Annotated in this window: 19 protein-coding genes; 11 read left to right on the forward strand and 8 right to left on the reverse strand. The window is 70.4% G+C overall.

Annotated features, from left to right (window positions below):
• Nucleotides 1-34 precede the first annotated feature (34 nt).
• From gltX to ACWC2B_RS13610, 3 genes are all read right to left on the reverse strand, one after another.
• Complete coding sequence (gene gltX / locus ACWC2B_RS13600) at nucleotides 35-1,510, reverse strand: glutamate--tRNA ligase (protein ID WP_450716625.1); 1,476 nt, start codon at nucleotides 1,508-1,510, stop codon at nucleotides 35-37.
• Nucleotides 1,503-2,279, reverse strand: coding sequence for a fumarylacetoacetate hydrolase family protein (locus ACWC2B_RS13605; protein ID WP_399489059.1), 777 nt, complete (start codon nucleotides 2,277-2,279; stop codon nucleotides 1,503-1,505). The genes gltX and ACWC2B_RS13605 overlap by 8 nt, the downstream gene beginning before the upstream one ends.
• A 160-nt stretch (nucleotides 2,280-2,439) precedes the next feature.
• A complete protein-coding gene (locus tag ACWC2B_RS13610; RefSeq protein ID WP_053727888.1) occupies nucleotides 2,440-2,628 on the reverse strand; it encodes a hypothetical protein in 189 nt (62 codons plus the stop codon).
• 581 nt (nucleotides 2,629-3,209) lie between these two features.
• Here ACWC2B_RS13610 and ACWC2B_RS13615 point away from each other — a divergent pair.
• The 8 genes from ACWC2B_RS13615 (at nucleotide 3,210) to ACWC2B_RS13650 (ending at nucleotide 13,786) form a co-directional block, all read left to right on the forward strand.
• Nucleotides 3,210-6,977: a nitrate- and nitrite sensing domain-containing protein gene (locus tag ACWC2B_RS13615; RefSeq protein ID WP_450716626.1), complete on the forward strand. Its 3,768-nt coding sequence runs from the start codon at nucleotides 3,210-3,212 to the stop codon at nucleotides 6,975-6,977.
• Between the two features lie 9 nt (nucleotides 6,978-6,986).
• A complete protein-coding gene (locus tag ACWC2B_RS13620) occupies nucleotides 6,987-7,400 on the forward strand; it encodes a roadblock/LC7 domain-containing protein (RefSeq protein ID WP_053727886.1) in 414 nt (137 codons plus the stop codon).
• A 180-nt stretch (nucleotides 7,401-7,580) separates the two neighbouring features.
• The gene (locus tag ACWC2B_RS13625; protein WP_189968088.1) at nucleotides 7,581-7,988 is read left to right on the forward strand and encodes a DUF742 domain-containing protein; all 408 of its coding nucleotides are present in this window, start codon (nucleotides 7,581-7,583) and stop codon (nucleotides 7,986-7,988) included.
• Nucleotides 7,969-8,550, forward strand: a complete 582-nt coding sequence (locus tag ACWC2B_RS13630) for a GTP-binding protein (RefSeq protein ID WP_100577621.1) — start codon at nucleotides 7,969-7,971, stop codon at nucleotides 8,548-8,550. Before ACWC2B_RS13625 ends, ACWC2B_RS13630 begins: the two co-directional genes overlap by 20 nt.
• A gap of 356 nt (nucleotides 8,551-8,906) precedes the next feature.
• A complete protein-coding gene (locus ACWC2B_RS13635; protein WP_450716627.1) occupies nucleotides 8,907-12,104 on the forward strand; it encodes a nitrate- and nitrite sensing domain-containing protein in 3,198 nt (1,065 codons plus the stop codon).
• Between the two features lie 10 nt (nucleotides 12,105-12,114).
• Nucleotides 12,115-12,528 (forward strand): roadblock/LC7 domain-containing protein, encoded by a 414-nt coding sequence (locus tag ACWC2B_RS13640; protein WP_053725133.1) that lies wholly within the window; start codon nucleotides 12,115-12,117, stop codon nucleotides 12,526-12,528.
• 111 nt (nucleotides 12,529-12,639) lie between these two features.
• Nucleotides 12,640-13,224: a DUF742 domain-containing protein gene (locus tag ACWC2B_RS13645; protein WP_450716628.1), complete on the forward strand. Its 585-nt coding sequence runs from the start codon at nucleotides 12,640-12,642 to the stop codon at nucleotides 13,222-13,224.
• On the forward strand, nucleotides 13,205-13,786 hold the full coding sequence (locus ACWC2B_RS13650) for a GTP-binding protein (protein WP_100577617.1): 582 nt from the start codon (nucleotides 13,205-13,207) through the stop codon (nucleotides 13,784-13,786). The genes ACWC2B_RS13645 and ACWC2B_RS13650 overlap by 20 nt, the downstream gene beginning before the upstream one ends.
• A gap of 72 nt (nucleotides 13,787-13,858) precedes the next feature.
• On the opposite strand, the gene ACWC2B_RS13655 is transcribed toward ACWC2B_RS13650, so the two are convergent.
• From ACWC2B_RS13655 to ACWC2B_RS13670, 4 genes are all read right to left on the reverse strand, one after another.
• A complete protein-coding gene (locus ACWC2B_RS13655; protein ID WP_450716629.1) occupies nucleotides 13,859-14,446 on the reverse strand; it encodes a TetR/AcrR family transcriptional regulator in 588 nt (195 codons plus the stop codon).
• A 138-nt stretch (nucleotides 14,447-14,584) separates the two neighbouring features.
• Nucleotides 14,585-14,797: an acyl-CoA carboxylase subunit epsilon gene (locus tag ACWC2B_RS13660; protein WP_450716630.1), complete on the reverse strand. Its 213-nt coding sequence runs from the start codon at nucleotides 14,795-14,797 to the stop codon at nucleotides 14,585-14,587.
• Nucleotides 14,798-14,818: 21 nt separating this feature from the next.
• Nucleotides 14,819-16,402, reverse strand: coding sequence for an acyl-CoA carboxylase subunit beta (locus ACWC2B_RS13665; RefSeq protein ID WP_450716631.1), 1,584 nt, complete (start codon nucleotides 16,400-16,402; stop codon nucleotides 14,819-14,821).
• A gap of 230 nt (nucleotides 16,403-16,632) precedes the next feature.
• Nucleotides 16,633-19,023, reverse strand: a complete 2,391-nt coding sequence (locus tag ACWC2B_RS13670) for a polysaccharide lyase family 8 super-sandwich domain-containing protein (protein ID WP_450716632.1) — start codon at nucleotides 19,021-19,023, stop codon at nucleotides 16,633-16,635.
• Nucleotides 19,024-19,268: 245 nt separating this feature from the next.
• On the opposite strand from ACWC2B_RS13670, the gene ACWC2B_RS13675 reads away from it, so the two are divergent.
• Complete coding sequence (locus tag ACWC2B_RS13675; protein WP_450716633.1) at nucleotides 19,269-20,321, forward strand: substrate-binding domain-containing protein; 1,053 nt, start codon at nucleotides 19,269-19,271, stop codon at nucleotides 20,319-20,321.
• Nucleotides 20,322-20,780: 459 nt separating this feature from the next.
• Here the strand turns inward: ACWC2B_RS13675 and ACWC2B_RS13680 are convergent, their stop codons facing one another.
• Nucleotides 20,781-22,130 (reverse strand): M64 family metallopeptidase, encoded by a 1,350-nt coding sequence (locus tag ACWC2B_RS13680; protein WP_450716634.1) that lies wholly within the window; start codon nucleotides 22,128-22,130, stop codon nucleotides 20,781-20,783.
• Between the two features lie 112 nt (nucleotides 22,131-22,242).
• On the opposite strand from ACWC2B_RS13680, the gene ACWC2B_RS13685 reads away from it, so the two are divergent.
• Nucleotides 22,243-23,574, forward strand: coding sequence for a tetratricopeptide repeat protein (locus ACWC2B_RS13685; RefSeq protein ID WP_450716635.1), 1,332 nt, complete (start codon nucleotides 22,243-22,245; stop codon nucleotides 23,572-23,574).
• Between the two features lie 142 nt (nucleotides 23,575-23,716).
• Complete coding sequence (locus ACWC2B_RS13690) at nucleotides 23,717-24,331, forward strand: YceI family protein (RefSeq protein WP_450716636.1); 615 nt, start codon at nucleotides 23,717-23,719, stop codon at nucleotides 24,329-24,331.
• Nucleotides 24,332-24,352 lie beyond the last annotated feature (21 nt).

Genomic DNA, 24,352 nt, shown 5'->3' on the forward strand with positions numbered 1-24,352 from the left:
CGGCTGCCGCCCCTCGTCCACGTACCGACTACACCTACGCCACCAGCTTCGCCAGCGCCGCGTCGATCCTCGCCAGGGTCTTCTCCTTGCCCAGGATCTCCAGGGACTCGAAGAGGGGGAGGCCCACCGTGCGGCCGGTTACCGCTACGCGGACCGGGGCCTGGGCCTTGCCCAACTTCAGGCCGTGCTCCTCGCCCGCCGCCAGGACCGCGTTCTTGAGGGACTCGGGGGACGTCCAGTCCGCCGACTCCAGCTTCGCCCGGGCCGTACGAAGCAGCGCGTCCGAGCCCTCCTTCATCGCCTTCGCCCAGGACGCCTCGTCCTCGACCGGGGCATCGAGGAAGAGGAAGTCCACGTTGGCCGTGATGTCCGAGAGGACCGTCACGCGCGTCTGGGCGTGGGGGGCGATCGCCTGCCAGGCCTTCTCGTCGAAGGACTCCGGGGCCCAGTTCGCGTGCGGGGCGCGCAGCCACGGCTCGCAGGCCGTGGCGAACGCCTTCTCGTCCAGCATGCGGATGTGGTCCGCGTTGATGGACTCGGCCTTCTTCAGGTCGAAGCGGGCCGGGTTCGCGTTCACGTCCGCGATGTCGAACTTCGCGACCATGTCCTGGATCGAGAAGACGTCCTGGTCCGCCGAGAACGACCAGCCCAGGAGGGAGAGGTAGTTCAGAAGGCCCTCCGGCAGGAAGCCCCGCTCCCGGTAGATGTTCAGGGAGGCCTGCGGGTCCCGCTTCGAGAGCTTCTTGTTGCCCTCGCCCATCACGTACGGCAGGTGTCCGAAGGACGGGATCTCCTTCGCGATGCCCAGCTCGATCAGCGCCTTGTAGAGCGCGATCTGGCGCGGCGTCGAGGAGAGCAGGTCCTCGCCGCGCAGGACGTGGGTGATCTCCATCAGGGCGTCGTCGACCGGGTTCACCAGCGTGTAGAGCGGCGCCCCGTTCGCGCGGACGATGCCGTAGTCCGGCACGTTGTCCGGCGTGAAGGTCAGCTCGCCGCGGACCAGGTCCGTGAAGGTGATCGGCTCGTCGGGCATCTTGAAGCGGACGATCGCCTCGCGGCCCTCGGCACGGTACCGCTCGATGCGCTCGGCGCTCAGGTTGCGGCAGGTGCCGTCGTAACCCGACGGCTTGCCGGCCAGGCGGGCGGCGTCGCGACGGGCCTCCAGCTCCACGGCCGTGCAGAAGCAGTGGTACGCGTAGCCACCCGCGAGCAGCTTCTCGGCGACGTCCTTGTAGAGGTCCATCCGCTGCGACTGGCGGTACGGCTCGTGCGGGCCGCCCACCTCCGGGCCCTCGTCCCAGTCGAAGCCCAGCCAGCGCAGGGAGTCCAGGAGCTGGTTGTAGGAGTCCTCGGAGTCGCGCGCCGCGTCGGTGTCCTCGATGCGGAACACGAAGGTGCCGCCGTGGTGCCGGGCGAACGCCCAGTTGAACAGGGCGGTGCGGACCAGGCCCACGTGGGGGTTGCCGGTCGGGGAGGGACAGAAACGTACGCGGACGTTCGCGTTAGCCACGCTTGATCACCTTGTTGGTGAGAGTGCCGATGCCTTCGATGGTGACGGCGACTTCGTCGCCGACGTTGAGGGGGCCGACCCCGGCCGGGGTGCCGGTGAGGATGACGTCGCCCGGGAGCAGCGTCATGGCCTCGGTGATGTGGACGACCAGGTCCTCGATGGAGCGGATCATGTCGGCCGTGCGGCCGAGCTGGCGCTGTTCGCCGTTGACCGTGGCCTGGATGGTGAGGTCCGCGGGGTCGAGGTCGGTCTCCACCCAGGGGCCCAGCGGGCACGAGGTGTCGAAGCCCTTGGCGCGGGCCCACTGCTTCTCGCGCTGCTGGGCGTCGCGGGCGGTGACGTCGTTGGCGCAGGTGTAGCCGAAGATGACGTCCTTGACGCGCTCGCGCGGGACCTCGCGGCACATGCGGCCGATGACGACGGCGAGCTCGGCCTCGTGGTGCAGCTCGTTGGAGAAGGAGGGGTACTCGATGTTGTCGCCGGGGCCGATCACCGAGGTGGTCGGCTTGAAGAAGGCGACCGGCACCTCCGGGACCTCGTTGCCGAGCTCCTTCGCGTGCTCCGCGTAGTTGCGGCCGATGGCCACGACCTTGTTGGGGAGCACGGGCGGCAGGAGGCGGACCTTGCTCAGCGGCACCTTGGTGCCGCTGAGTTCGAAGTCGCCGTACGGGATGCCCTTGATGATGTCGAGTACGAGACCGTCGGGGCCTTCGCCCTCGACGGCTCCGAAGGCGACATTGCCGTCGATGGAGAACCTGGCGATGCGCACGAGTGCTGTCGCCCCTCATTTCGCTTGGCTGTTACTGGCTGGAGTCTGACGCTCCAGGCTAACGCGGGCGGGGGCACCGGCCGTGCGATTGCTTCGCGGCGCGACCGGCGGCGGAGCCTCTCACCGGCCGCCGGGCCGGTCCGCGGCGGGGGCCGTCGGGTCAGACGGCGGCGTCTGCCTGGGCCGGGGCCTTCATCAAAATGGTGCGGCGCGGGTTGGCCGTCTGGGTGGGCAGCTCGACGGTGTGCTCCGGCTGGGCCGGCCGCTGCAGCTCCTCGGCGTCCGCGAGGTGCGCGAGGGTGGTGCGGCGCGGGTTGGCTATGTTCCGGATGATCATCGTCGTCTTCATCTCTGCTACGAACCCTGTCGGTACGGGCGCCGCGGGGGCGCCGGTTGTCGGATTGGCCATCCCTGTAAAGCGTCAGGCTAAACATTCGAATTCCCGGCAAAGGGTCGTAGAGACGACGATCAACATGTGAGTTTGCTCACGAATCAAGCCACAAAAGGGATATAAGGGGCTGTCAACTGACCGCCCAGGAACGGACATTCCGGTATTGAACCCTTCATTCCGCTCCTGATCATCGCGACTGGGACACCCCCCACCCGTAAGCGACTCGTAAGCATTCGTCCGTTTTCTCCGTGATCACTTTCTACATTTTGTGACGCGTTACTCACAATGTGTCACTCAGGTCACGGCCCGGTACGCGGGCCTTGTTGGAGATCCGGCACTGTGCTGGAATTCCACGCACCGCCGCGGGTCACTGACCGGCGCGCAGGGGCGCAACGCAGCGCCGGGTGAGCGGCGGGAGGGGGAGCAGGACAAGCGCCGGTCACTCAGACCACACAGGGGGCGCGCAGTGCCCCCCATGACGCCGACACCGTCCTATCCGTTTTTACGGAGGGACGCCTGGTCCAGAGGTTGCGACGCTAGTGCAGGGACGTTTCAAGAGGGATGGCAGCGCTGCGGCGGAGCAGGAGCCGCAGGGCGGGACTGGCCCCAAGACGGCCAGTTCCTCGCCCCAGCACGCCCAGAACCCCCGGGGCCCCGAAAACCCCTCCGCCTCGCCGGCCGGCGAGGCGAGCGGCCAGACGGCGCGCACCAGCGGGCCCTCGGGTCCCTCCGGCGGCGACCAGAACGGCGCCGAGCGGAAGCCGACGGGACCCGTCGACACGGGTTCCCGAATAGCCCTGCGCAACTGGCGCATCTCGACCCGACTGGTCGCCCTGCTCGCCCTCCCCGTGGTCGCCGCGACCACCCTGGGCGGGCTGCGCATCAACCAGTCGATGAACGACATGCAGCAGCTCGACCACATGCAGCTGCTCACCGACATGACCAAGCAGGCGACCGAGCTCGCCGCCGCGCTCCAGACCGAGCGCGACGACTCGGCGGGCCCGCTCGCCACGAAGACCTCCGACGCCCGCGTCCAGACCGACCGCGGGGCCACCGACCTGGTCAAGAAGTCGTTCATCAACGCGACCCAGGACGTCAGCGGCACGGAGAACGACGACGCCCTGGAATCGATCCGGCGAAACGTCACCAACATCGCGATCCAGCTCCAGGACCTGGAGAACATCCGCCGCAGCGCGTACAAGGACGGCTCCACCGACTCCCAGACGGTCGAGTCCTACAGCCGCCTCATCCGCGGTCTGCTCAGCCTCTCCCAGGACATGGCGCAGGCCACCTCCAACCCGGAGATGATCAAGCGGACCCGTGCGCTGGCGGCCTTCTCCTCCGCGAAGGAGTACGCCTCGGTCCAGCGCGCGATCATCGCCGCCGCGCTGCCCGCCACCAAGACGGACAAGGCCGACCTCAAGGAACCGGACCGCCTCTACGCGAAGGCCGCTCAGGACGGCGAGCGCCAGGCCCTGGCCTCGTTCCAGAACGTGTACGAGGCCAACGGCGGCAACTCCACCGAGCTGATGGCCCCGCTGGACAAGGGCAACTCGGAGATCACCGCCGCCAACGCGTACTCGCAGCGCGTGCTCAAGAACCCCGGCGGCATCGACCAGGAGCAGAAGCGCTCGTACCTCGACTGGTACGACCAGGACTCCAACAAGATCAACCAAATGAAGACCATCGAGCAGACCCTGCTCGGTGAGATGGAGCAGAAGGCCCGCGAGCTGCGCGACACCTCGCAGCGCGACGCGATCCTCAACGGTGTGCTGATCCTCGTCGTCCTCGGCGTCTCGCTGGTCGGCGCGTTCGTGGTGGCCCGCTCCATGATCCGCTCGCTGCGGCGGCTGCAGGACACCGCGACCCGGGTCGCCCAGGACCGTCTGCCCGAGCTCGTCAAGCAGCTCTCGGAGTCGGACCCGCAGGACGTCGACACCTCCGTGGAATCGGTCGGCGTGCACTCGCGCGACGAGATCGGCAAGGTGGCCGCGGCCTTCGACGACGTGCACCGCGAGGCCGTACGACTCGCCGCCGAGCAGGCCCTCCTGCGAGGCAACGTCAACGCGATGTTCACCAACCTCTCGCGCCGCTCCCAGGGTCTGATCCAGCGTCAGCTCTCGCTCATCTCCGAGCTGGAGTCCCGCGAGGCCGACCCGGACCAGCTGTCCTCGCTGTTCAAGCTCGACCACCTCGCGACCCGCATGCGCCGTAACGGCGAAAACCTCCTCGTCCTCGCCGGTGAAGAGCCCGGCCGCCGCTGGACCCGCCCGGTCCCGCTGGTCGACGTGCTCCGCGCCGCCGCCTCCGAGGTGGAGCAGTACGAGCGCATCGAACTGGCCGCCGTGCCCGCGACCGAGGTCGCCGGACGCGTGGTCAACGACCTCGTGCACCTCCTCGCCGAGCTTCTTGAGAACGCGACCTCGTTCTCCTCGCCGCAGACCAAGGTCCGCGTCACCGGTCACGCGCTGCCCGACGGCCGCGTCCTGGTCGAGATCCACGACACCGGCATCGGCCTCTCCCCCGAGGACCTCGCCGCGATCAACGAGCGGCTGGCGTCGCCGCCCACCGTGGACGTCTCGGTCTCGCGCCGCATGGGCCTGTTCGTGGTCGGCCGCCTGTCCCTGCGACACGGCATCCGCATCCAGCTGCGCCCGTCCGACTCCGGCGGTACGACCGCGCTCGTCATGCTGCCCGTCGATGTCGCCCAGGGCGGCAAGAAGGTGCCCGGCAAGCCGGGTGCCGGTCAGCCGCAGGCTCCGGCCGGCCAGGGCGGCCGTCCCGGTCTCGCGGGCGGTCCGCCCTCGCGTGCCGGGCTCGCCGCGGGCCCGCTCAGCGGCGGCCCGGGTGCTCCCGGCGGCCGGCTCGCCGCGGGCGCCCCGCGCGGCCAGGTCACCGGTGGTCCGGGTCCGCGCGCGGCCCTGCCGCCCCGCAACGGCGGCCCTCAGCAGGGTCAGCCCCCGCAGCAGGGCCAGCAGTCCGCGTTCGGCAACGGCCCGGCGGCAGCCCCCGCGCCGCGCCGTGGCGACCGTCCGATCACCCCGCCGCCCGGCGCCCCGCGCGCCGAGCTGCCCGGCGGCAACCCGCAGGCGCAGCAGCAGGCCCGGCCGCAGGCCGCGAGCTGGGGCACCGACCAGTCCTCGGCCCTGGACGCGCCGCGCGGCCACGAGGAGCCGGAGCAGCACACCGGCCAGTACCCGCGTCCCGCCGTCGACGACCGCCAGGGTCCTGGCGCGACCGCCGAGTTCGCCCGCCCCGACTTCGACGGCCCCCCGCCGGGCACCCAGCAGGACCAGAACTCGGGCACCGGCCAGTTCGTACGCCCCGACGTGTTCGGCGCGCCGGCCTCGCAGGACCCGTCGGCGACCGGGCAGTTCGAGCGCCCGGGTGCCTACAACGGGTACGGCGACCAGTCCTCCAACACCGGCTCGTTCGCGCGCCCGAACCAGGACGCGTCCAACACCGGCCAGTTCGCCCGGCCCGGCCAGGACACCGGCTCGTACCCGCGTCCCTCGGCCGACGAGCGGCAGAACCCGGCGGCGACCTCCGAGTTCGCCCGCCCGGACTTCAACGCGCCGCGTCCCCCCGCGCCGCAGCCGGTCCAGCCGCAGCAGTACCAGCAGCAGGCGCCCCAGCAGGGCCAGGACTTCGGTCAGGGCGCCCCGCGTCAGCGCCGGGACGGCAACGACTTCGGCGGCCCGCGCCAGCCGGCCGGCAGCCTGCCCGGGCAGCCGGAGCAGGAAGCCCTGCCGCCGGCCGGTGCCGGTGACGGGCGGACCCCGCTGTTCGACACGCTGGAGACCAACTGGTTCCAGCAGCAGGCCCAGCAGGGCGGCCAGCCGCAGCAGCCCGCGTCGCAGGCACCCCAGGCCCCGCAGCCGCAGGCTCCGCAGGGCCGCAAGGCCGCGCCGCAGCGGCCGGCCCCCGAGCGCCGCCCGGTCCGCGAGAGCGGCGACGCGAGCGGCAACGTGAACGGCAGCGCCAACGGCTCGGACGCCTCGGGCGGCACCGGCGCCTGGCGCAGCTCCCCCAACGACGATCTGGTCCGCCAGGCCGAGCGGGCCCGCAAGCCCGCCGCCGGCGGCGTGACCACGTCCGGTCTTCCCAAGCGGGTCCCGCGCGCCAACCTGGTGCCGGGCACCGCACAGCAGCAGAACCACCAGGCAGGACCCCAGGTCTCCCGAGCGCCCGATGACGTGCGCGGCCGGCTGACCAATCTCCGCCGGGGCATCCAGCAGGGCCGGCAGGCCGGCAACGGCTCCACCGGCAGCTTCCACGTGGACCCCACTCACCAGCAGGAGCGTTAGTTGAGTCCGATGAGCCAGGCGGCACAGAACCTGAACTGGTTGATCACCAACTTTGTGGACAACACCCCCGGGGTGTCCCACACGGTCGTGGTCTCCGCCGACGGCCTGCTCCTCGCCATGTCCGAAGGCTTCCCGCGCGACCGCGCCGACCAGCTGGCCGCCGTGGCGTCCGGGCTGACCTCGCTGACCGCCGGGGCCTCCCGGATCTTCGAGGGGGGCAGCGTCGCCCAGACCGTGGTGGAGATGGAGCGCGGCTTCCTCTTCCTGATGTCCGTGTCCGACGGTTCCTCGCTGGCCGTACTGGCGCACCCGGAGTGCGACATCGGCCTGGTGGGCTACGAGATGGCCCTCCTGGTCGACCGCGCGGGCACGGTGCTGACACCGGACCTGCGGGCCGAGCTCCAGGGCAGCCTGCTCCACTGACCGCAAACCCCCCGGCCGAGCCGCTCGCGAGGCCGGGGGTCGGAAGCCACCGGCGCCGCCCCCTCCGGCCCGGACCGGCTCCCGCACGATGCAGATATCCGTCCCGGCCGCACCTCGCCCCCCACCGGCCCTGTCAGACGGCTCGCAGATGCCTTGCTGTCGCTCCGCCCGGAGGAACCAATGACCCCGCCACCCGCCTCACACGATTCGTACGGCGCGCTGCACGACGCGGCGTACGACAGTGAGGGCGACCAGCCGCTGGTCCGTCCGTACGCCATGACCGGCGGCCGGACCAGGCCGCGCTACCAGCTCGCCATCGAGGCGCTGGTCAGCACCACAGCAGACCCGGCGCACCTTGCCACGCTTCTTCCCGAGCACCAGCGGATATGCCACCTGTGCCGTGAGGTCAAGTCGGTGGCCGAGGTCTCCGCGCTGCTCCAGATGCCGCTCGGTGTCGCCCGCATCCTCGTGGCCGACCTGGCGGAGGCCGGCATGGTGGCGATCCACCAGCCGGGCAATGGAGAGACCGGCGGCACGCCGGACGTGACACTGCTCGAAAGGGTGCTCAGTGGACTTCGCAAGCTCTAGCGGCGGTGCCGCCCGTTCCACCACGTCGGCGAAGATCGTGGTGGCGGGCGGTTTCGGCGTGGGCAAGACCACGTTCGTCGGCGCGGTCTCGGAGATCAACCCGCTGCGCACCGAAGCCGTCATGACCTCCGCCAGCGCGGGCATCGACGACCTCACACACACCGGCGACAAGACCACGACCACCGTGGCCATGGACTTCGGCCGCATCACACTCGACCAGGACCTGATCCTCTACCTGTTCGGCACACCCGGACAGGACCGCTTCTGGTTCATGTGGGACGACCTCGTACGCGGCGCCATCGGCGCCGTCGTCCTCGTCGACACCCGCCGCCTCGCCGACTGCTTCCCCGCCGTCGACTACTTCGAAAACAGCGGCCTCCCCTTCGTCATCGCCCTCAACGGCTTCGACGGACACCAGCCCTACACCCCCGACGAAGTACGCGAAGCCCTCCAGATCGGCCCCGACACCCCCATCATCGTCACCGACGCCCGCCACCGCGCAGACGCCAAAAGCGCCCTCATCACCCTCGTCGAACACGCCCTCATGGCACGACTCAAGTAGGCATTCGTATACGGCAGTTGTCGTAGGCGAAACGGGGGCGGACTGTGTCCTTTGACACGATCCGCCCCTGTGTTCATAACGTTTCGACAGAGAATTCGCGCGTTACCGCAACCCGCCGCGTTCATCTGGTGTCGCTGCGCTCACAACAGCCCCGTCATTTGCCGGGGCTCGCTCTTTATGCCCGTTTTATCTGAGGCTTTGGCCACTCGGAACCGGAGATTCCAGACGTTTGGATGGCAGCCGTCCCACGTGCTGGAATTCGACGAACTCCCGAGTAGTACGGCCCCGAGAAGTACGGCTCTGAAACACACTGCGGCACGCCCCACGGGTGCCGGCTCCGAGAGGTTGTTGGTCGAGTGAAGCGAAGCAGGACGAGCTCCGCGACGCAGCAGGCGCGGGGCAACTTCACCCCGCCGCAGCGCACGGCGGTGTCACCGCCCGCGCCCCAGACCTCTGCCCCGGCTCCCGGCAAGGACGCCCCGGGCAGCAGCAGCCGCTTCTCGCCGCGCAACTGGCGCGTGGCGACCAGGCTGAACGCGATCCTCCTCATCCCCGTGCTGGTCGGCCTCATCATGGGCGGCTTCGAGGTGAAGGGGTCCATAGCCACCTGGCGCGACGCCCGCAACGCCGAGAAGGTCGCGAACATCGTGCGCGCCGCCTCCGACTACGGCCAGGCGCTGCTCAACGAGCGTGACCTCACCGCTCAGCCCCTGCTTGAGAACAAGCGCGACAGCGACATCGTCAGCAAGGCGTACGCCACCTCCGACGCCGCCCGCGCCAAGTTCGACGACGCCGTCAAGGGCATGCCGGACACGCCGAGCCTCAAGCGCCGCCTGGCCAAGGTCCGCGAAGCCGAGAAGACCCTCGAAGACCTGCGCAAGACCGCGTACGCCAAGGGCGTCGAGGCCAAGAACCCGGTGCTGACCGAAGAGGGCTACACCGCGATCCCGCACTACCTGAGCACGTTCTCCAACGAGCTCGGCCTGGGCACCGGCAACATCACCAGCTACGGCCGCATGGTGTACGCGGTCGACCTCGCCAAGTCCGCCGAGTCGCTGCAGCGCTCCATCGGCCTGCACCTCATCCTGCGGCCGAGCGACGACGCCAAGACCTTCCAGCTGCAGGTCAAGGCGTTCAACTCGTACAACTACCTGGAGTTCATCGCCCTCGGCGAGTTCGACGCGGGTGGTACGGACGCTGACAGCCAGCACCTCAAGGAGGTCATGGCAGCCAAGGCCGCCAAGGTCGCCCAGGAGTTCCCCGGGGCCAAGCAGCAGGCCGACGACGGCCCGCGCATCGGCGCGTCCCCGGCGGCCGACGGCTCGATCTACAACGGGATGGCCGCCGCGATCGGCGGGGGCGCGACCACCAAGCAGCTCAAGGCCCAGGGCATCACGCCCGAGTCCTGGCTGGCCGCCTCCACCTCGAAGTTCGACGGCTACAGCGAGATCGAGGACGACCTGGTCGGCAGGGCCGTGACCGAGGCCGGCCAGATCGCCGACGACGCCAAGACCAGCGCGTACGTCAACGGTGCGATCGTCGTGGTCTCGCTGCTCGCCGCGTTCGTCCTGGCAGGCATGGTGGCCCGCCAGATGAGCCGCTCGATGCGCCGGCTGCGCAACGCCGCCTTCGACGTGGCCGAGCAGCGCCTGCCGATGCTCGTCGACCAGCTCTCGCGCACCGAACCCGGCCGGGTCGACACCCGGGTCGAGGCGATCCCGATCGACTCCACGGACGAGATCGGCGAGGTCGCCCGCGCCTTCGACCAGGTGCACCGCGAGGCCGTCCGGCTCGCCGCCGAGCAGGCTCTGCTCCGGGGCAACGTCAACGCGATCTTCACCAATCTCTCGCGCCGCAACCAGTCCCTGATCGAGGGCCAGCTGACCCTCATCACCGACCTGGAGAACAACGAGGCCGACCCGGACCAGCTGGAGAGCCTGTTCAAGCTGGACCACCTGGCGACCCGTATGCGCCGCAACGGCGAGAACCTCCTGGTCCTCGCCGGCGAGGAGCCGGGCCGCCGCTGGGACCAGCCGGTCCCGCTGGTCGACGTGCTGCGCGCCGCCTCCTCCGAGGTGGAGTCGTACGAGCGCATCGAGCTGTCCGGCGTGCCGGAGGCCGAGATCCACGGCCGGGCCGTGACCGACCTCGTGCACCTGCTCGCCGAGCTCCTGGAGAACGCGACCACGTTCTCCTCGCCCCAGACCAAGGTCCGCGTCACCGCGACCCGCCTTCCCGACGGCCGTGTGATGGTCGAGATCCACGACAAGGGAATCGGCCTGACCGCCGAGGACTTCGCGGACATCAACCACCGCCTGGCCAACCCGCCGACCGTCGACGCTGCGGTCTCCCAGCGCATGGGCCTGTTCGTGGTCGGCCGGCTCGCCGACCGGCACGGCATCCGCGTCCAGCTGCGCCCCTCGGGCGAGCAGGCCGGCACCACGTCCCTGGTCATGCTCCCGGACCCGATCACCCATGGTGGCGGCGGCGAGAGCAACCCGCTGGGCGACGACTTCACGGTCTCCTCGATCATCCCCGAGCAGCACAAGGAGCAGCCGTACGCGTCCGCCCCCGCGCCGATGCGCACGGCGGCCGAGCTCGGCTTCGACGACTCGCGGTACGAGAACGCCGATGAGTCCGACCCCCGCGAACTCGACCCGGTCAACCGGTCGTTGATGCGCGAGGAGCGCCGCGCGGCCCTGGAGGCCCAGGCGCAGGGCGGTGAACGCCCGTTGTTCCGGGACGAGTTGGAGGCACAGCAGTCCCCGGCGTACGACGGCTCGTACGAGGGTCAGCAGCAGTACGCCACGCAGCACCAGTCCTACGAAGGCTCCTACGAGCCTCAGCAGGCGGGCGGCTACGACGGCTCGTACCAGAACCAGCAGTACGCCCCCGAGCACACCGGCGCCTACGCGCAGGACTCCTACGCGCCCCGGAACGGCTACCCGGAGTCCGGCTATGCGGAAGGCTCCTACGGGGACTCCACAGCCGACCAGGGCTCTTACGAGGCTCCGTACGCCGCCCAGGCGCCGCAAGCCGATTGGCAGCAGGAGAACGCCTACCAGGACCCGTACGCGGCTCCCTTCCAGCCGGAAGCGGAATCCACCGAGGAGTCCCGGGGCGTTCCCGAGGCCCCCGCGGACCGCGTAGGCTTCGAACGTCCGGGCCCCACCCCGACCACCGCCCACGCGCTGACCGACGCCGGTCTGCCCCGGCGCGGCGGCCAGCAGAGCTGGCCGGCCGAGCCCGAGCAGGAGCAGGCCGAGACGCCGGAACCGGCAGACGACTGGCGCTCGACCAACGACGAGCGCTGGACGCGGGCCGAGAAGCTCCGTGAGCCCAAGGCCGGCGGGGTCACTCCCTCCGGTCTCCCCCGGCGGGTGCCCAAGGCCAATCTGGTCGAGGGCGCGGCCGAGCAGACCCCGCAGGGCGGCCCTCAGGTCTCCCGCGCTCCGGAGGACGTGCGCGGCAGGTTGAGCAACCTGCGCCGCGGCGTCCAGCAGGGCCGTAACGCGGGGTCGGACACAAGTAACACCTACAACCAGGAGCGTTAGTGTGAGCCCGATGAGCCAGGCGGCGCAGAATCTGAACTGGTTGATCACCAACTTCGTGGACAACACCCCCGGGGTGTCCCACACCGTGGTGGTCTCCGCCGACGGACTCCTGCTGGCGATGTCCGAAGGCTTCCCCCGGGACCGGGCCGATCAGCTGGCGGCCGTGGCCTCCGGTCTGACGTCCCTCACCGCGGGCGCCTCCCGGATCTTCGAAGGCGGCGCCGTCAACCAGACTGTGGTGGAGATGGAGCGCGGCTTCCTCTTCATCATGTCGGTCTCCGACGGTTCCTCCCTCGCCGTTCTCGCGCACCCCGAGGCCGACATCGGCCTGGTGGGATACGAGATGGCCCTGCTCGTGGACCGGGCCGGGAGTGTGCTGACTCCCGACCTGCGCGCGGAACTTCAGGGAAGCCTTCTTAACTAGTTACCGATCAGTTCTCAATTAGCAGACAGGCCGTGCGTTTCTCGCCACCGCCCCATAAGGTGCGGTGGCGCGGCCCCAATGGGACGGGCACCGGTAGTCGGAGGAGGAAACGTGACAACACCCCCAGGCGGGCACCCTTATAGCGGTGGACAGCAGTCTCCGGGTGAGCACGGCCAGAACCGCTTCAACTTCCCCTCCACGCCGAGCAGACACGGTCAGGGACAGGGCGGCCAGTACCCGGGGCCCTACCAGCAGCCGAACCGTCAGCCGAGCCCGTACGACCAGCCGCCGCAGCCCCGGATCGAACCGGTGCAGCCGAGGCAGACCCCCCAGCCTTCACCGGCGGGCGGCGCGCACAATCCTCTCGTGCGCCCGTACGCCATGACCGGCGGCCGCACCCGGCCGCGCTACCAGCTCGCCATCGAGGCGCTGGTGCACACCACGGCGGAACCGGCAAGGCTGCAAGGGCAGTTGCCCGAGCACCAGCGGATCTGCCACCTGTGCCGCGAGATCAAGTCGGTCGCCGAGATCTCGGCACTCCTCACCATCCCCCTCGGCGTTGCCCGGATCCTCGTAGCCGACCTGGCGGAGGCCGGACTTGTCGCCATCCACCAGCCCGGCGGCGACGAGTCCGCCGGCGGACAGCCAGACGTGACACTGCTCGAAAGGGTGCTCAGTGGACTTCGCAAGCTCTAGCGGCGGTGCCGCCCGTTCCACCACGTCGGCGAAGATCGTGGTGGCGGGCGGCTTCGGCGTGGGCAAGACCACGTTCGTCGGCGCGGTCTCGGAGATCAACCCGCTGCGCACCGAAGCCGTCATGACCTCCGCCAGCGCGGGCATCGACGACCTCACACACACCGGCGACAAGACCACGACCACCGTGGCCATGGACTTCGGCCGCATCACACTCGACCAGGACCTGATCCTCTACCTGTTCGGCACACCCGGACAGGACCGCTTCTGGTTCATGTGGGACGACCTCGTACGCGGCGCCATCGGCGCCGTCGTCCTCGTCGACACCCGCCGCCTCGCCGACTGCTTCCCCGCCGTCGACTACTTCGAAAACAGCGGCCTCCCCTTCGTCATCGCCCTCAACGGCTTCGACGGACACCAGCCCTACACCCCCGACGAAGTACGCGAAGCCCTCCAGATCGGCCCCGACACCCCCATCATCGTCACCGACGCCCGCCACCGCGCAGACGCCAAAAGCGCCCTCATCACCCTCGTCGAACACGCCCTCATGGCACGACTGCGGTAGCGAGAAGTACGTACGACGAAGGCCCCGCACCCCGAACAACGGAGTGTGGGGCCTTCGTCATGCGCCCAGGGTTCAGTCGTCGTCCTTGTCCCCGCTCGCGGGCCAGTGTTCAAGGAGGACATGCAGCGCCTCGACCCCCCGCTCCCACGACTTCCGCACATCGCGGGGGTGGCCGAATCCTCCCTCTGCTTCGAGCGTGATGTAGCCGTGGAAGGTGCTGCGCAGCAGGCGTACGGCGTCGGTGAGGTCGGGCTCGGCGAGGCCGTAGGCGCGGAGCATCCCGTACGTCGTGTCCGCCGTGCGGGCCAGGACGGTCGAGCCCGCGAGGAGTTCCGGGTCCACCCGGTGCTGGGTGGCGGCGTACCGGCCGGGGTGGGCCAGCGCGTAGGCGCGGTAGGCGTCGGCGAAGGCGACCAGGGCGTCCTTGCCGGCCCGGCCCGCGACGGCCGCGGCGATGGAGTCGATGAACTCGCCCGCCGTGTGGAGCGCGACCCGTTGGCGCAGCTCGCGGAGGTTCTTGACGTGCGAGTACAGGCTCGCGTCCTTGACGCCGAAGCGCCGCGCGAGCGCGGATACGGTGATGCCCTCGAACCCGACCTCGTCTGCCAGCTCGGCCGCCGCCACGGTGAGCCGCTCGGCCGTCAGCCCCGCTCGGGCCATCCGTACACCTCCGCAATCCAGAACCTAGCGCCTCTAGGTTCCGGCCTAATATACATAGCCCAGCCCACACGTTTCCGACCAGCGCAAAAGCCCCCGCCGATGAGGGCGGGGGCTTTTGCGAGGTGGTCCTGGGCGGGGTCAGCCCTGCCAGGAGTGCGGGGCGCGGAAGCCGGGGGTGCGCTCCAGGCGGCGCCAGCCCGCGGTGGAGCGGCCGCGCTTGGGGGCGGCGGTGGGCTGGGCGGCGGCACGCGCCAGGAGCACCGCGGTGATGGCGGCCAGCTCTTCGGGAGCGGCGTCGCCCTTCTCCACGCGGAGCAGCGACTCGGACGAGTTCGACTTCGGAGTGTTCAAGTTCGTCTCCTCTTATTGAGGTTACTGCGGCGGGTTGCCGTGTTTGCGGGACGGCAGGTCGGCGTGCTTGGACTTGAGCATCGCGAGTGAGGCGATGAGGACGGCCCGGGTCTCGGCCGGATCGATCACGTCATCCACCAGACCCCGCTCGGCCGCGTAGTACGGATGCATCAGCTCGGCCTTGTACTCCTTGACCATCCGCGCCCGCATCGCCTCCGAATCCTCAGCCTCCGCGATCTGACGCCGGAAGATCACATTCGCCGCGCCCTCCGCACCCATCACCGCGATCTCATTGGTGGGCCAGGCATACGTCAGGTCCGCGCCGATGGACTGGGAGTCCATCACGATGTACGCCCCGCCGTACGCCTTGCGCAGGATCAGCGAGATCCGCGGCACCGTCGCGTTGCAGTACGCGTACAGCAGCTTCGCGCCGTGCCGGATGATCCCGCCGTGCTCCTGCGAGACACCCGGCAGGAACCCCGGAACATCCAGCAGCGTCACGATCGGAATGTTGAACGCGTCGCACATCTGCACAAACCGCGCCGCCTTCTCCGACGCCTCGATGTCCAGGACACCCGCCAAAGACTGCGGCTGGTTCGCCACGATCCCCACGACCTGCCCGTCCAGGCGGGCCAGCGCACAGATGATGTTGCGCGCCCACCGCTCATGGACCTCCAGGAAGTCCCCGTCATCGACGAGCTCCTCGATCACCTTGTGCATGTCATACGGCCGGTTACCGTCCGCCGGCACCAGGTCGAGGAGGACCTCGGAACGCCGGTCCGCCGGATCGTCGGACACATGGACGGGCGGGTTCTCCCGGTTGTTCGACGGCAGCATCGAGATCAGATACCGGACCTCGGCCAGGCACGTCTCCTCGTCGTCGTAGGCGAAGTGCGCCACCCCCGACGTCTCAGCATGCACATCCGCACCACCCAGACCGTTCTGGGTGATCTCCTCACCCGTCACCGCCCGCACCACATCCGGACCCGTGATGAACATCTGCGACGTCTCTCGGACCATGAAGACGAAGTCGGTCAGGGCCGGCGAGTAGGCGGCGCCGCCGGCGCACGGGCCCAGCATCACCGAGATTTGCGGGATCACCCCCGACGCCTTCGTGTTCCGCTGGAAGATCCCGCCGTACCCGGCCAGGGCGGAGACGCCCTCCTGGATGCGGGCTCCCGCGCCGTCGTTCAGCGAGACCAGCGGAGCACCCGCCGCGATCGCCATATCCATGATCTTGTGGATCTTCGTGGCATGCGCCTCACCCAGCGCACCACCGAAGATCCGGAAGTCATGGGCATACACGAACACCGTGCGGCCCTCCACCGTCCCCCACCCGGTGACCACACCGTCGGTGTACGGCTTCTTCGCCTCCAGCCCGAAACCCACCGCACGATGCCGACGCAACTGCTCGACCTCATGAAACGAATCGGCATCCAGCAGCAGATCGATGCGCTCACGCGCCGTCAGCTTGCCCTTGGCGTGCTGCGCCTCGGTCGCGCGCTCGCTCGGCCCACGACGGGCCTCCTCGCGCAGGGCAAGGAGTTCTGCCACGCGTCCACGCGTATCGCTCGGCTCACCCGGGGTCTGGTCCACAACGGTCATGTATCGACCCTACGAAAGCGGTCAAGGATTTCCTCCGTCGACTCCGCACAGTCTCGGGGCCGCTTTCCTAGTGGGGGCTGACAGTAGACCTGCGCCAAACGCCCGACTCGACAGCTCTGGGGCCCGGTCCTCTGTAGGGTCCCGACAATGGCGCGTCGGCATGGGCGCCGCGTCGCGTCAGCGCGTCGTCAGGCCCGTGTCAGCCCTGTCGGTGTCGTGTCAGCGCCGTGTCAGCCGAGGACGACGTCCGTACGCACGGTGCCGCACGCGGTGTCCGGTGTGATGCGCAGCCGCAGTGAGCGGCCGGTGGCGAGGACCTCCACCCTCGGGTCCCGCGAGGTCACCGAGCGTACCGGCCTGTCCCAGATCAGCTCGACCGGAGCTCCGGTGCGCTCGGGTGCGGCGAGCGACAGCGTCGCCGTACGGCGGGCGGTGTGGACCAGGACGCTCGCCGGGCCGTCCACGGCCAGGCTCCCGGCCGCGCCCGCCGTCCAGAAGTTCGCGGCGAGCAGGCCGAGCCGATGGGCCGAAATGGCTTGCGCGGAGGGCGAGTTGGCGAGGATGCGCACCCTGTCGCGATCGGCGGCGCGGACCGCCGTCTCCAGTTGGCGAGCCCCGGGCAGCAGGACATAGGCGTATGAGGCGTCGGCGGGGTCGGTGCCGTGGGCGAACCAGAGGGTGACGTAGCGGCGGGTGACCGGGTCGGTGGTGCCACCGGTGTTGATGGCTTTCCAGGTGCCGGTGCGCTCCTCGCGCAGCGTCTGTACGGCGGGCGCGTCGGGGAAGACGTAGCCGCCGTGTCCGGCGAGATGAGCCCAGCGGGCCCGGGGGAAGGTGTCGTGCCGGCCGAGGGTGGTGGGCAGGCGCCGGCCGTCGACGGTGAGGGCGTTGGTGCCGGTGGCTCCGAGGTTGCGGTGGTCGACGACCGACTCGACGGGCGTGCCGTCGGCGGCGGTGATCCCGGCGCCGAGGCACACGATCTCGTCGCCCACGAAGAACCACGACTTGCGGGCGGTCAGGGTGGAGGAGAGCCCCTTGAGGTGCTGGCCGACGGCCGCGTACGTACCGTCGGTGGCGCCTCCGACCCAGGTCACGGCGGGTCTGGCCGCGCCCCACGCGCCGCCTTCGCCGTCGGCGAGCGGCTTGCGCGAGACGGTGGTGCCGGGCATGCGGTACGGGTCCGCGGTGGGCCAGAACCCGTCGCTGTACTGGTCGCCCGCGAAGCCCTCGCCCCACCAGGCGAGCATGCCGGAGCCGGTGTGCCAGCCGCGCAGGTTCTCGCCGTTGCCGTTCTCGTAGTACGCGATCCGGTGGGAGGACATGCTCAGGGAGGCGGCGAAGCGGGTCCCGCGGTGGACGGCGCGGTCCATGGCGGGGAACAGGTGCGGGCCCCTCGGGGCGGCGGCCGCGGTGGGCGCGGCGTCGACGGCCACCCGCAGCAGGGCGAGGTTGGCGACGGAGAGCCGCTGGTCGGCGAGGACGGGGACGGTCTGGGCGCGGTCGGTCCAGCCCTTGATCAGCGCGCGCCAGCGGTCGCGTTCGGCGGCCGACGCACCGAGAGCCAGCATGGCGATGTGGGCCATGATCATTCGGCCCATGAGCTGGTCGTCGGTGGTCTGGCGGGAGATGGCGCGGCCGTTGACGCAGTCCATCATCAGGCCGTCGTGGATGAGGGGTGCGTAGCTGCGCTCGACCGAGTCGAGGATGATCTGCCGGTTCGGGTCGGTGACCGCCCAACTGGAGCCGGCGAGCAGCGCGAAGAGTCGGGACAGGCCGTCGATCTGGACCTCGCCGTAGGAGCCGGTGTACGCGATCCAGGTGTGCTGGATGAATGATCCGTCGGCGTACAGGCCGTCGCCGGTGGTGACGTACGGGAAGACGGGCGAGAGGGCGTCGCGGGCCAGCGCGATCTTCGCGGCGTTCCTGCCGAGCACTCCGCGGGTGGCGAGCACGCGGCACAGGTCGGTGCGGTTGGCGCCGGTGGAGGTGCCGGTGTAGACGGCGACCGCGCTGTCCGGCACGAAGTGGTCGATGGCGGCGGTGTAGTGGCCGAGCTGATCCGCGGTGAGGGTGTCGTACGCGATGACGGCGGTGTCCATGAGCAGCCGGGGGCTGCCGATCTGCCAGTCCCACCAGTTGCCGAACGGCTTGGTGTTCTCGTTGTAGATCTGGGTGTAGAGGTGGTCGAGGCCCTTGCCGACGGCGGCGATCAGCGTGGCGTCGCCGGTGGATCCGGTGCCGGGCTGGGCCCAGGCCTGCGCCATGGTGTTGAGCCGGCCGTAGCTCGCGCTCATGTTGGCGGAGCCGGTGGCGGGGTTGGTCAGCGGCTGGTCGGGCCAGAGCGAGCCGGTCGCGGGGGCCATGGTGGCGAGTGCGGTACGGGCCGAAATGCCCAGCGCGGCGAGCTTGGTGGCATACGGCTCGGCGGTCGCGTCGAACCCGGAGCCGAGCGTGAGCTCGCGCCACCTCAGGCGCAGCGTGTCGAACTCGTCGGTGGCGGGGGTGAGTTGGGACGCGGCGGCCTGCTGGGCGGGCAGCATCGGGCCGAGCGCGACGGCGGCGGCTCCGGTCCCGGAAGCGGCGAGGAAGGTACGGCGTGAACTGCCCTGGGCGGATGGCATGGCGGCGGGACCTCCGGAGCGTGGGCGAACGAGGAGGGGCACGGGGTGGGCGTGGGGCCCTGGACGAGCGAGGCGCGATTGAGCGGTTTCTCTCATGACATCGAAAGAACGCGCAATACTTCGCACATTCATCATGCGAATTGATCGTTCGCACAGAATCGTGCACGAACGATCTAACGGGGGTTACGCTCCTGGTCAGCGGTTGACGAGGGCCGGCGGGAGTCGGCGGGGAGGGGCGGAACCACGTGCACGCCGAGGACAGGCACCAGGCGATACTGCGGCGGCTGCGCGAGCGCGGCTCGCTCCGAGTGACCGACTTCGCCGAGGAGTTGAGGGTCTCCGCGGTCACCGTGCGCCGGGACGTGGAGGCGCTCGCCGAGCGCGGTCTGGTGGCCCGGGTGCACGGCGGGGCGCTGCTTCCCGAGACGGCGTCGACCCCCTCGTCTCCGCCGCCCGCCGCGCCCGGCCCGGGTCTGGTCCTCGGCCTGGTCGTGCCCGCGGCCGACTACTACTACCCCGAGGTCATCAAGGGGGCCAGGGAGGCGGCTGCCGCCCGGGGCATCCGGCTCGTGCTCGGCATCTCGCAGTACCGGCCCGACGAAGAGCGGGCGCAGGTACGGCAGTTGCTCGGCCACGGGATCGACGGGCTGCTCATCACCCCGTGCAGCCCGGTCGGCGACCAGGACTGGCTGGCGGCGCTCGGCGTGCCGTTCGCCCTGGTCGAGCGGCGTTCCGGGGACGACGTGCCGGGCGCGGAGCGCGTGGTGACCGACCACGCCTACGGAGCCCGCCTGGCCGTACGCCATCTCGCGGGGTCCGGCCGCGAGCGGATCGGGCTGCTCCTGCGCGCGGACAGCCCGCACAGCGCGCTGGTCCGGGAGGGCTACCTCGACGGGCTCACCTCGCTGGACCTCCCGGCGCCGGAATCGCTGCGCTTCACCATCACGGCGCCGGAGACCGACCCGCTACGCCGGGACGTCCAACTCGACGATTTTGTCAGGGCAGTTGAGGACGGACTCCTCGACGCGGTCCTGGTCCACAACGACCACGACGCGATCGTGTTGCTCCCCCGGCTGCGGGCGCGCGGCCTGTCCGTGCCGGGCGACCTCGCGATCGTGGCGTACGACGACGAGGTCGCTGCGCTGGCCGACATCCCGCTGACGGCGGTGGCACCGCCGAAGCGGGCGGTGGGGGTGGCGGCGGTGGATCTGCTGGCCCTCCGCATCGGTGACCCTGCGCGGGCCAGGCACCACCTGTCGATCCTGCCGGAGCTGAAGGTACGGTCATCAAGCGGCTGACCGCCCCCTCGTGGGCTCCGCCCCCGAACCCCGGCCGCTCAAACGCCGCAGGGGCTGGATGACTTGCAGATCACCTGCGGGCCGTGGGTGGTCGCTCGCGCAGTTCCCCGCGCCCCAAGCAGCGTCAATGCTGGCCCGTACCGGGCGTTGCAGCCCGTCCGGCGTTTGAGGACGAGCGCCCTTGAGAGCCTGTGTCTAAACCCCGTCCGGATCAGGCCGGGGCGTCTGGTGCGTGCGATCGCAAGGCGCCGGAAGGTCCTCGATGGGGGTACCCCCTGGTCTTCAAGACCTTGGGGGAGGAGCTACTAGGGCGTTTCGGCAACGCGGCATGGGGGTCCCCCCTGGCCCTTAAGGCCTTGGGGGAGTGCGTGCCAGGCGCCACGGGCCCGGGCGGGGTTTAGACACAGGCTCTGAGGCGCGAACGGGGTCTGGGGCGGAGCCCCAGTCACCCCTCGCGGGTCAGCGGCGGACCGCCCACGTCACCGCGCCCCGCAGCCCCGCCGCGATCCCGGGGTCACGGACCGAGGGGGTCCGGTCAAGGACCCGCACCGTCAGGTCGTGGTCCCCCCGGCCGAGCCCCAGCCCCCGCACCGGCACAGCCGTAAGCCCCTCGTACCGCCGAAGCTCCCGCCCGTCCAAGTACCACCGCACCGTCAACTGCCGGTCGCCCGCGAGGCGCGGCACGGTCACCCGAGCCGTGTCGTACGGCCGCAACGTACGCGCCGTGGAAGTGGCGGGCGTGGCGATCGACGCGTGCCGGTAGAAGCCCGCGATCATGGCTTCCACCCCCGGCAGATTGAACGGCTTGCCCAGGATGCGCATGATCGAGCCGTCGGTGGGCCGGTTCAGGCCGGTGACGTAGTAGCCGCCGCCCTCGTAGGCGCCCACCGTCCCCCCGTCCGGCGACGTCTCGCCGAGCCAGCGGTACCACTTGGTGCGGTCCGCAGCCATCTGATCGGCCGTCAGGATCGAGATGTTGGACCGGTCGGCCTCGGGGCCCGAGTAGTGCTCGTAGCCCGGGGTGTCCGGGTAGAAGTACTCGTCGGCCAGCTTGCCGAGCGAGTGCCCGGTCTCGTGGATGGCGACCTGGCCGGACTTGGCGTTCCCGGCGGACGCGGTGGATATGCCCTCGTAACCGAGCGTCTTGGAGGGTTCGTTGTAGCCGGCCCCGCCGTACTTGGCGCTGTTGGCGAGGACGATGACCAGGTCGGTCTGCGGCGCCTTCGCCACGTACGAGTCGACCTTGTTCTGGTCGATGCAGAGCAGCCGCTCGACGCCGTCGCACCAGAAGTAGGAGCCGAGCGCGGTGTCCTTCACGTCGCCCTGCGCCGGGTCGCCGGAGACGCCGCTCTGGGCGGAGACCGCGTCGACCGTCCAGACGTTGAAGAGGTTCTGGTACGTCGTGTAGGGCTCGACGCCGGTGATCTCGCCCCACTTCTCCTTGGCGTCGGTGTGGAACTGGTCCAGTTGGCCGGCCGTGTAGCCGTCGCCCACGATGACGATGTCCAGGCGGTCCGCGGTCGAGCCGTTGTCGATCATCTTGCGGACCTCGCCGTCGGCGGCCGCCGAGGGCGCCGAGAGGTGCGGCGCGGGTCTGCCCTGCCCGCCGGCCGGTACGAGGGTGTGTCCGGAGCCCGCGGGGGTCTGCCCCGAGGCGGTCTCCGGGCCGGGTATCTCGACCTGGACCTTCGGCCGCGGCGGCGGTGGGTCGGCGGCGGCCGCGGTGCCGGGTCCGGCGGCGAGCGCGGCCATGACGGCGGTGGCGGCGAGCGCGGCCGTCACGATGCCTCTGCGCTTGGGTGGGCGCACGAAGTCCTCCCTCTGTAACGGAAGTTAAGCAGTCGGGTAAATGCGTTGAACGGCCTGCTTAAATTAGGGGGCGCACGGGGCGTGCGCAATGCCCTGGGGCCAAGGGGACGCCATGGATGAACCTGCCGTGATCGGCCGTCGAGTTCAGCGACTGCGCACTCAACTGGGCCTGACCCAGCGGCAGTTGGCGGAACCGGCCTATACGCCCGCCTATGTCTCGACCCTGGAGTCCGGCAAGGTCCGCCCCTCCGAGGCGGCCCTGCGCCACCTCGCGGGCCGGCTCGGCACGACGTACGAGGAACTCACGACGGGCCGCCCGGCCCGCCTCGTCACCGAGCTGCGGCTCGGCCTCACAGACGCCCAGCGGGCGCTCGCCACCGGCGAGGCCGACGAGGCGGCCGTCCGCTACCGCCGGCTGCTCACCGAGGCCGAGCTGCACGGCCTCGACGAGGAACGCGCCGAGGCACTGCTCGGACTCGGCGACTGCGCGCTCGAAACCGGTGAACTCGAAGACGCCGTACGCCACTTCGAGGCGTGCGAGCAGATCCTGGCCGCCGAGCCGCTGCCACGCCGGGCGCGGGCGGTCCGCGGCCGGGCGGTCGCCCACATCCTGGCGGGCGAGCTGCGCTACGCCTGCTACCTCCTGGAGTCGACCATCGACGAGCTCGGCACCAGTGGGCTCGCCGACCCCGAGGCACTGGTACTCCTGTACGCCGCGGTCATCGGCCCCTACCTGGACATGGGCGCCCAGGCCCGCGCGGCGCGCGCCGCCGAGCTGGCGCTCGCGCTCGCCCCGCGCGTCTCGGACCCGGCACTGGTCGCCGGCATGCACCGCCAGGTCGCGCGGACCTTCCTGGCGGAGGGCCGCCTGGCCGACGCGGACGCCTCGCTCGCCAAGGCCCAGTCGATCTACCGCCAGCTGCGACTGCGTACGGATCTCGCGCACTGCCATTGGATGCGTGGCTACGTGTACGCCCAGGAGGGCGAACTCGCTTCCGCCGAGCGGGAGTTGCGTACCGCGCGGGACATGCTCGCGGCCAAGCGGGCCGCGCTGTTCACCGCCCAGGTCGAGGTGGAGCTGGCGGACGTGCTGCGCCGCCTCGGCCGGCACGCGGAGGCGATGGCGCTCCTGACCCCTCTCGCCGAGCTCGGCGACCAGCACGGCGCGGTGCACGCGGGTGGCGCGCACCGCCTCCTCGGCCTGATCCGCGAGGAGCGGGGCGAGACGGAGTCGGCGGAGGAGCACTACGTCACCGCGCTCGGGCTCCTTGAGCGGAGTGGGGCGAGCGGCGACATGGCCGACCTGTGCCGGCTGCTCGGCGACCTGCTGCGCCGTACCGGACGCGTCGAAGCGGCGATGGACGCCTACCGCACCGGCCTCGGCCACCGCGCCGCCCCGGGCACGACCACCCTGGGCCCGGCCCCGCTGCCGCCCCGCATCTGAGACCACCGCCCCTCAGACGGCGCCCGCCGAGCCGCCAGAATCCGAAGTAGTTGAAAACCGAACGGAATGGTTCTACAGTGAATCTCGTTGAAACTTAAACCGCTTCGGCGCAAGGCCGCAGCGCGTCCCCAAGGAGCAGGTCATGGGTCTCTTCGGCCGTAAGAACAACAGCACCGCCACCCTCGACACCGCAGCGCCCGTCGAGGTCGACCCGGCGCTGGCCGCGCTGAGCGGCACGTACACGATCGACCCGGCGCACAGCAGCATCGGCTTCACCGTGCGGCACGCCATGGTCACCAACGTCCGCGGCGCCTTCACCGACCACGAGGGCACCCTGACCCTCGACGGTGAGAACCCGAGCGCCTCGTCCGCCTCCATCGACGTCAAGATCGCCAGCATCGACACCGGCATCGCCGACCGCGACGGGCACCTGCGCAGCGGCGACTTCTTCGACGCCGAGCAATTCCCGGTGATGAGCTTCCGCTCGACCGAGGCCAAGGAGCTGGGCGGCGACAAGTACCGGATGATCGGCGACCTGACGATCAAGGACGTCACCCGGCCGCTCACCATCGACCTGGAGTTCAACGGCTCGGCCACCGACCCCTACGGCAACCAGCGCATCGGCTTCGAGGGCGGCGCCGAGATCCTGCGCTCCGACTGGGGCCTGACCTGGAACGCGGCCCTGGAGACGGGCGGCGTCATGGTCAGCGACAAGGTGAAGCTGACCTTCGACATCTCCGCGATCAAGGCGGCCTGACAGCGGCCACTGCCTTCGCCG

The organism is Streptomyces sp. NPDC001415 (genome assembly GCF_053597395.1).

Excerpts from the sequence above, each read along its gene's own strand:
- ACWC2B_RS13655 (WP_450716629.1), bottom strand. The coding sequence starts at position 14,446 with ATGGCCCGAGCGGGGCTGACGGCCGAGCGGCTCACCGTGGCGGCGGCC.
- ACWC2B_RS13665 (WP_450716631.1), bottom strand. The coding sequence starts at position 16,402 with ATGACCGTTGTGGACCAGACCCCGGGTGAGCCGAGCGATACGCGTGGA.
- ACWC2B_RS13685 (WP_450716635.1), top strand. The coding sequence starts at position 22,243 with ATGGATGAACCTGCCGTGATCGGCCGTCGAGTTCAGCGACTGCGCACT.
- ACWC2B_RS13625 (WP_189968088.1), top strand. The coding sequence starts at position 7,581 with ATGACCCCGCCACCCGCCTCACACGATTCGTACGGCGCGCTGCACGAC.
- ACWC2B_RS13610 (WP_053727888.1), bottom strand. The coding sequence starts at position 2,628 with ATGAAGACGACGATGATCATCCGGAACATAGCCAACCCGCGCCGCACC.
- ACWC2B_RS13670 (WP_450716632.1), bottom strand. The coding sequence starts at position 19,023 with ATGCCATCCGCCCAGGGCAGTTCACGCCGTACCTTCCTCGCCGCTTCC.
- ACWC2B_RS13640 (WP_053725133.1), top strand. The coding sequence starts at position 12,115 with ATGAGCCAGGCGGCGCAGAATCTGAACTGGTTGATCACCAACTTCGTG.
- ACWC2B_RS13690 (WP_450716636.1), top strand. The coding sequence starts at position 23,717 with ATGGGTCTCTTCGGCCGTAAGAACAACAGCACCGCCACCCTCGACACC.
- ACWC2B_RS13620 (WP_053727886.1), top strand. The coding sequence starts at position 6,987 with ATGAGCCAGGCGGCACAGAACCTGAACTGGTTGATCACCAACTTTGTG.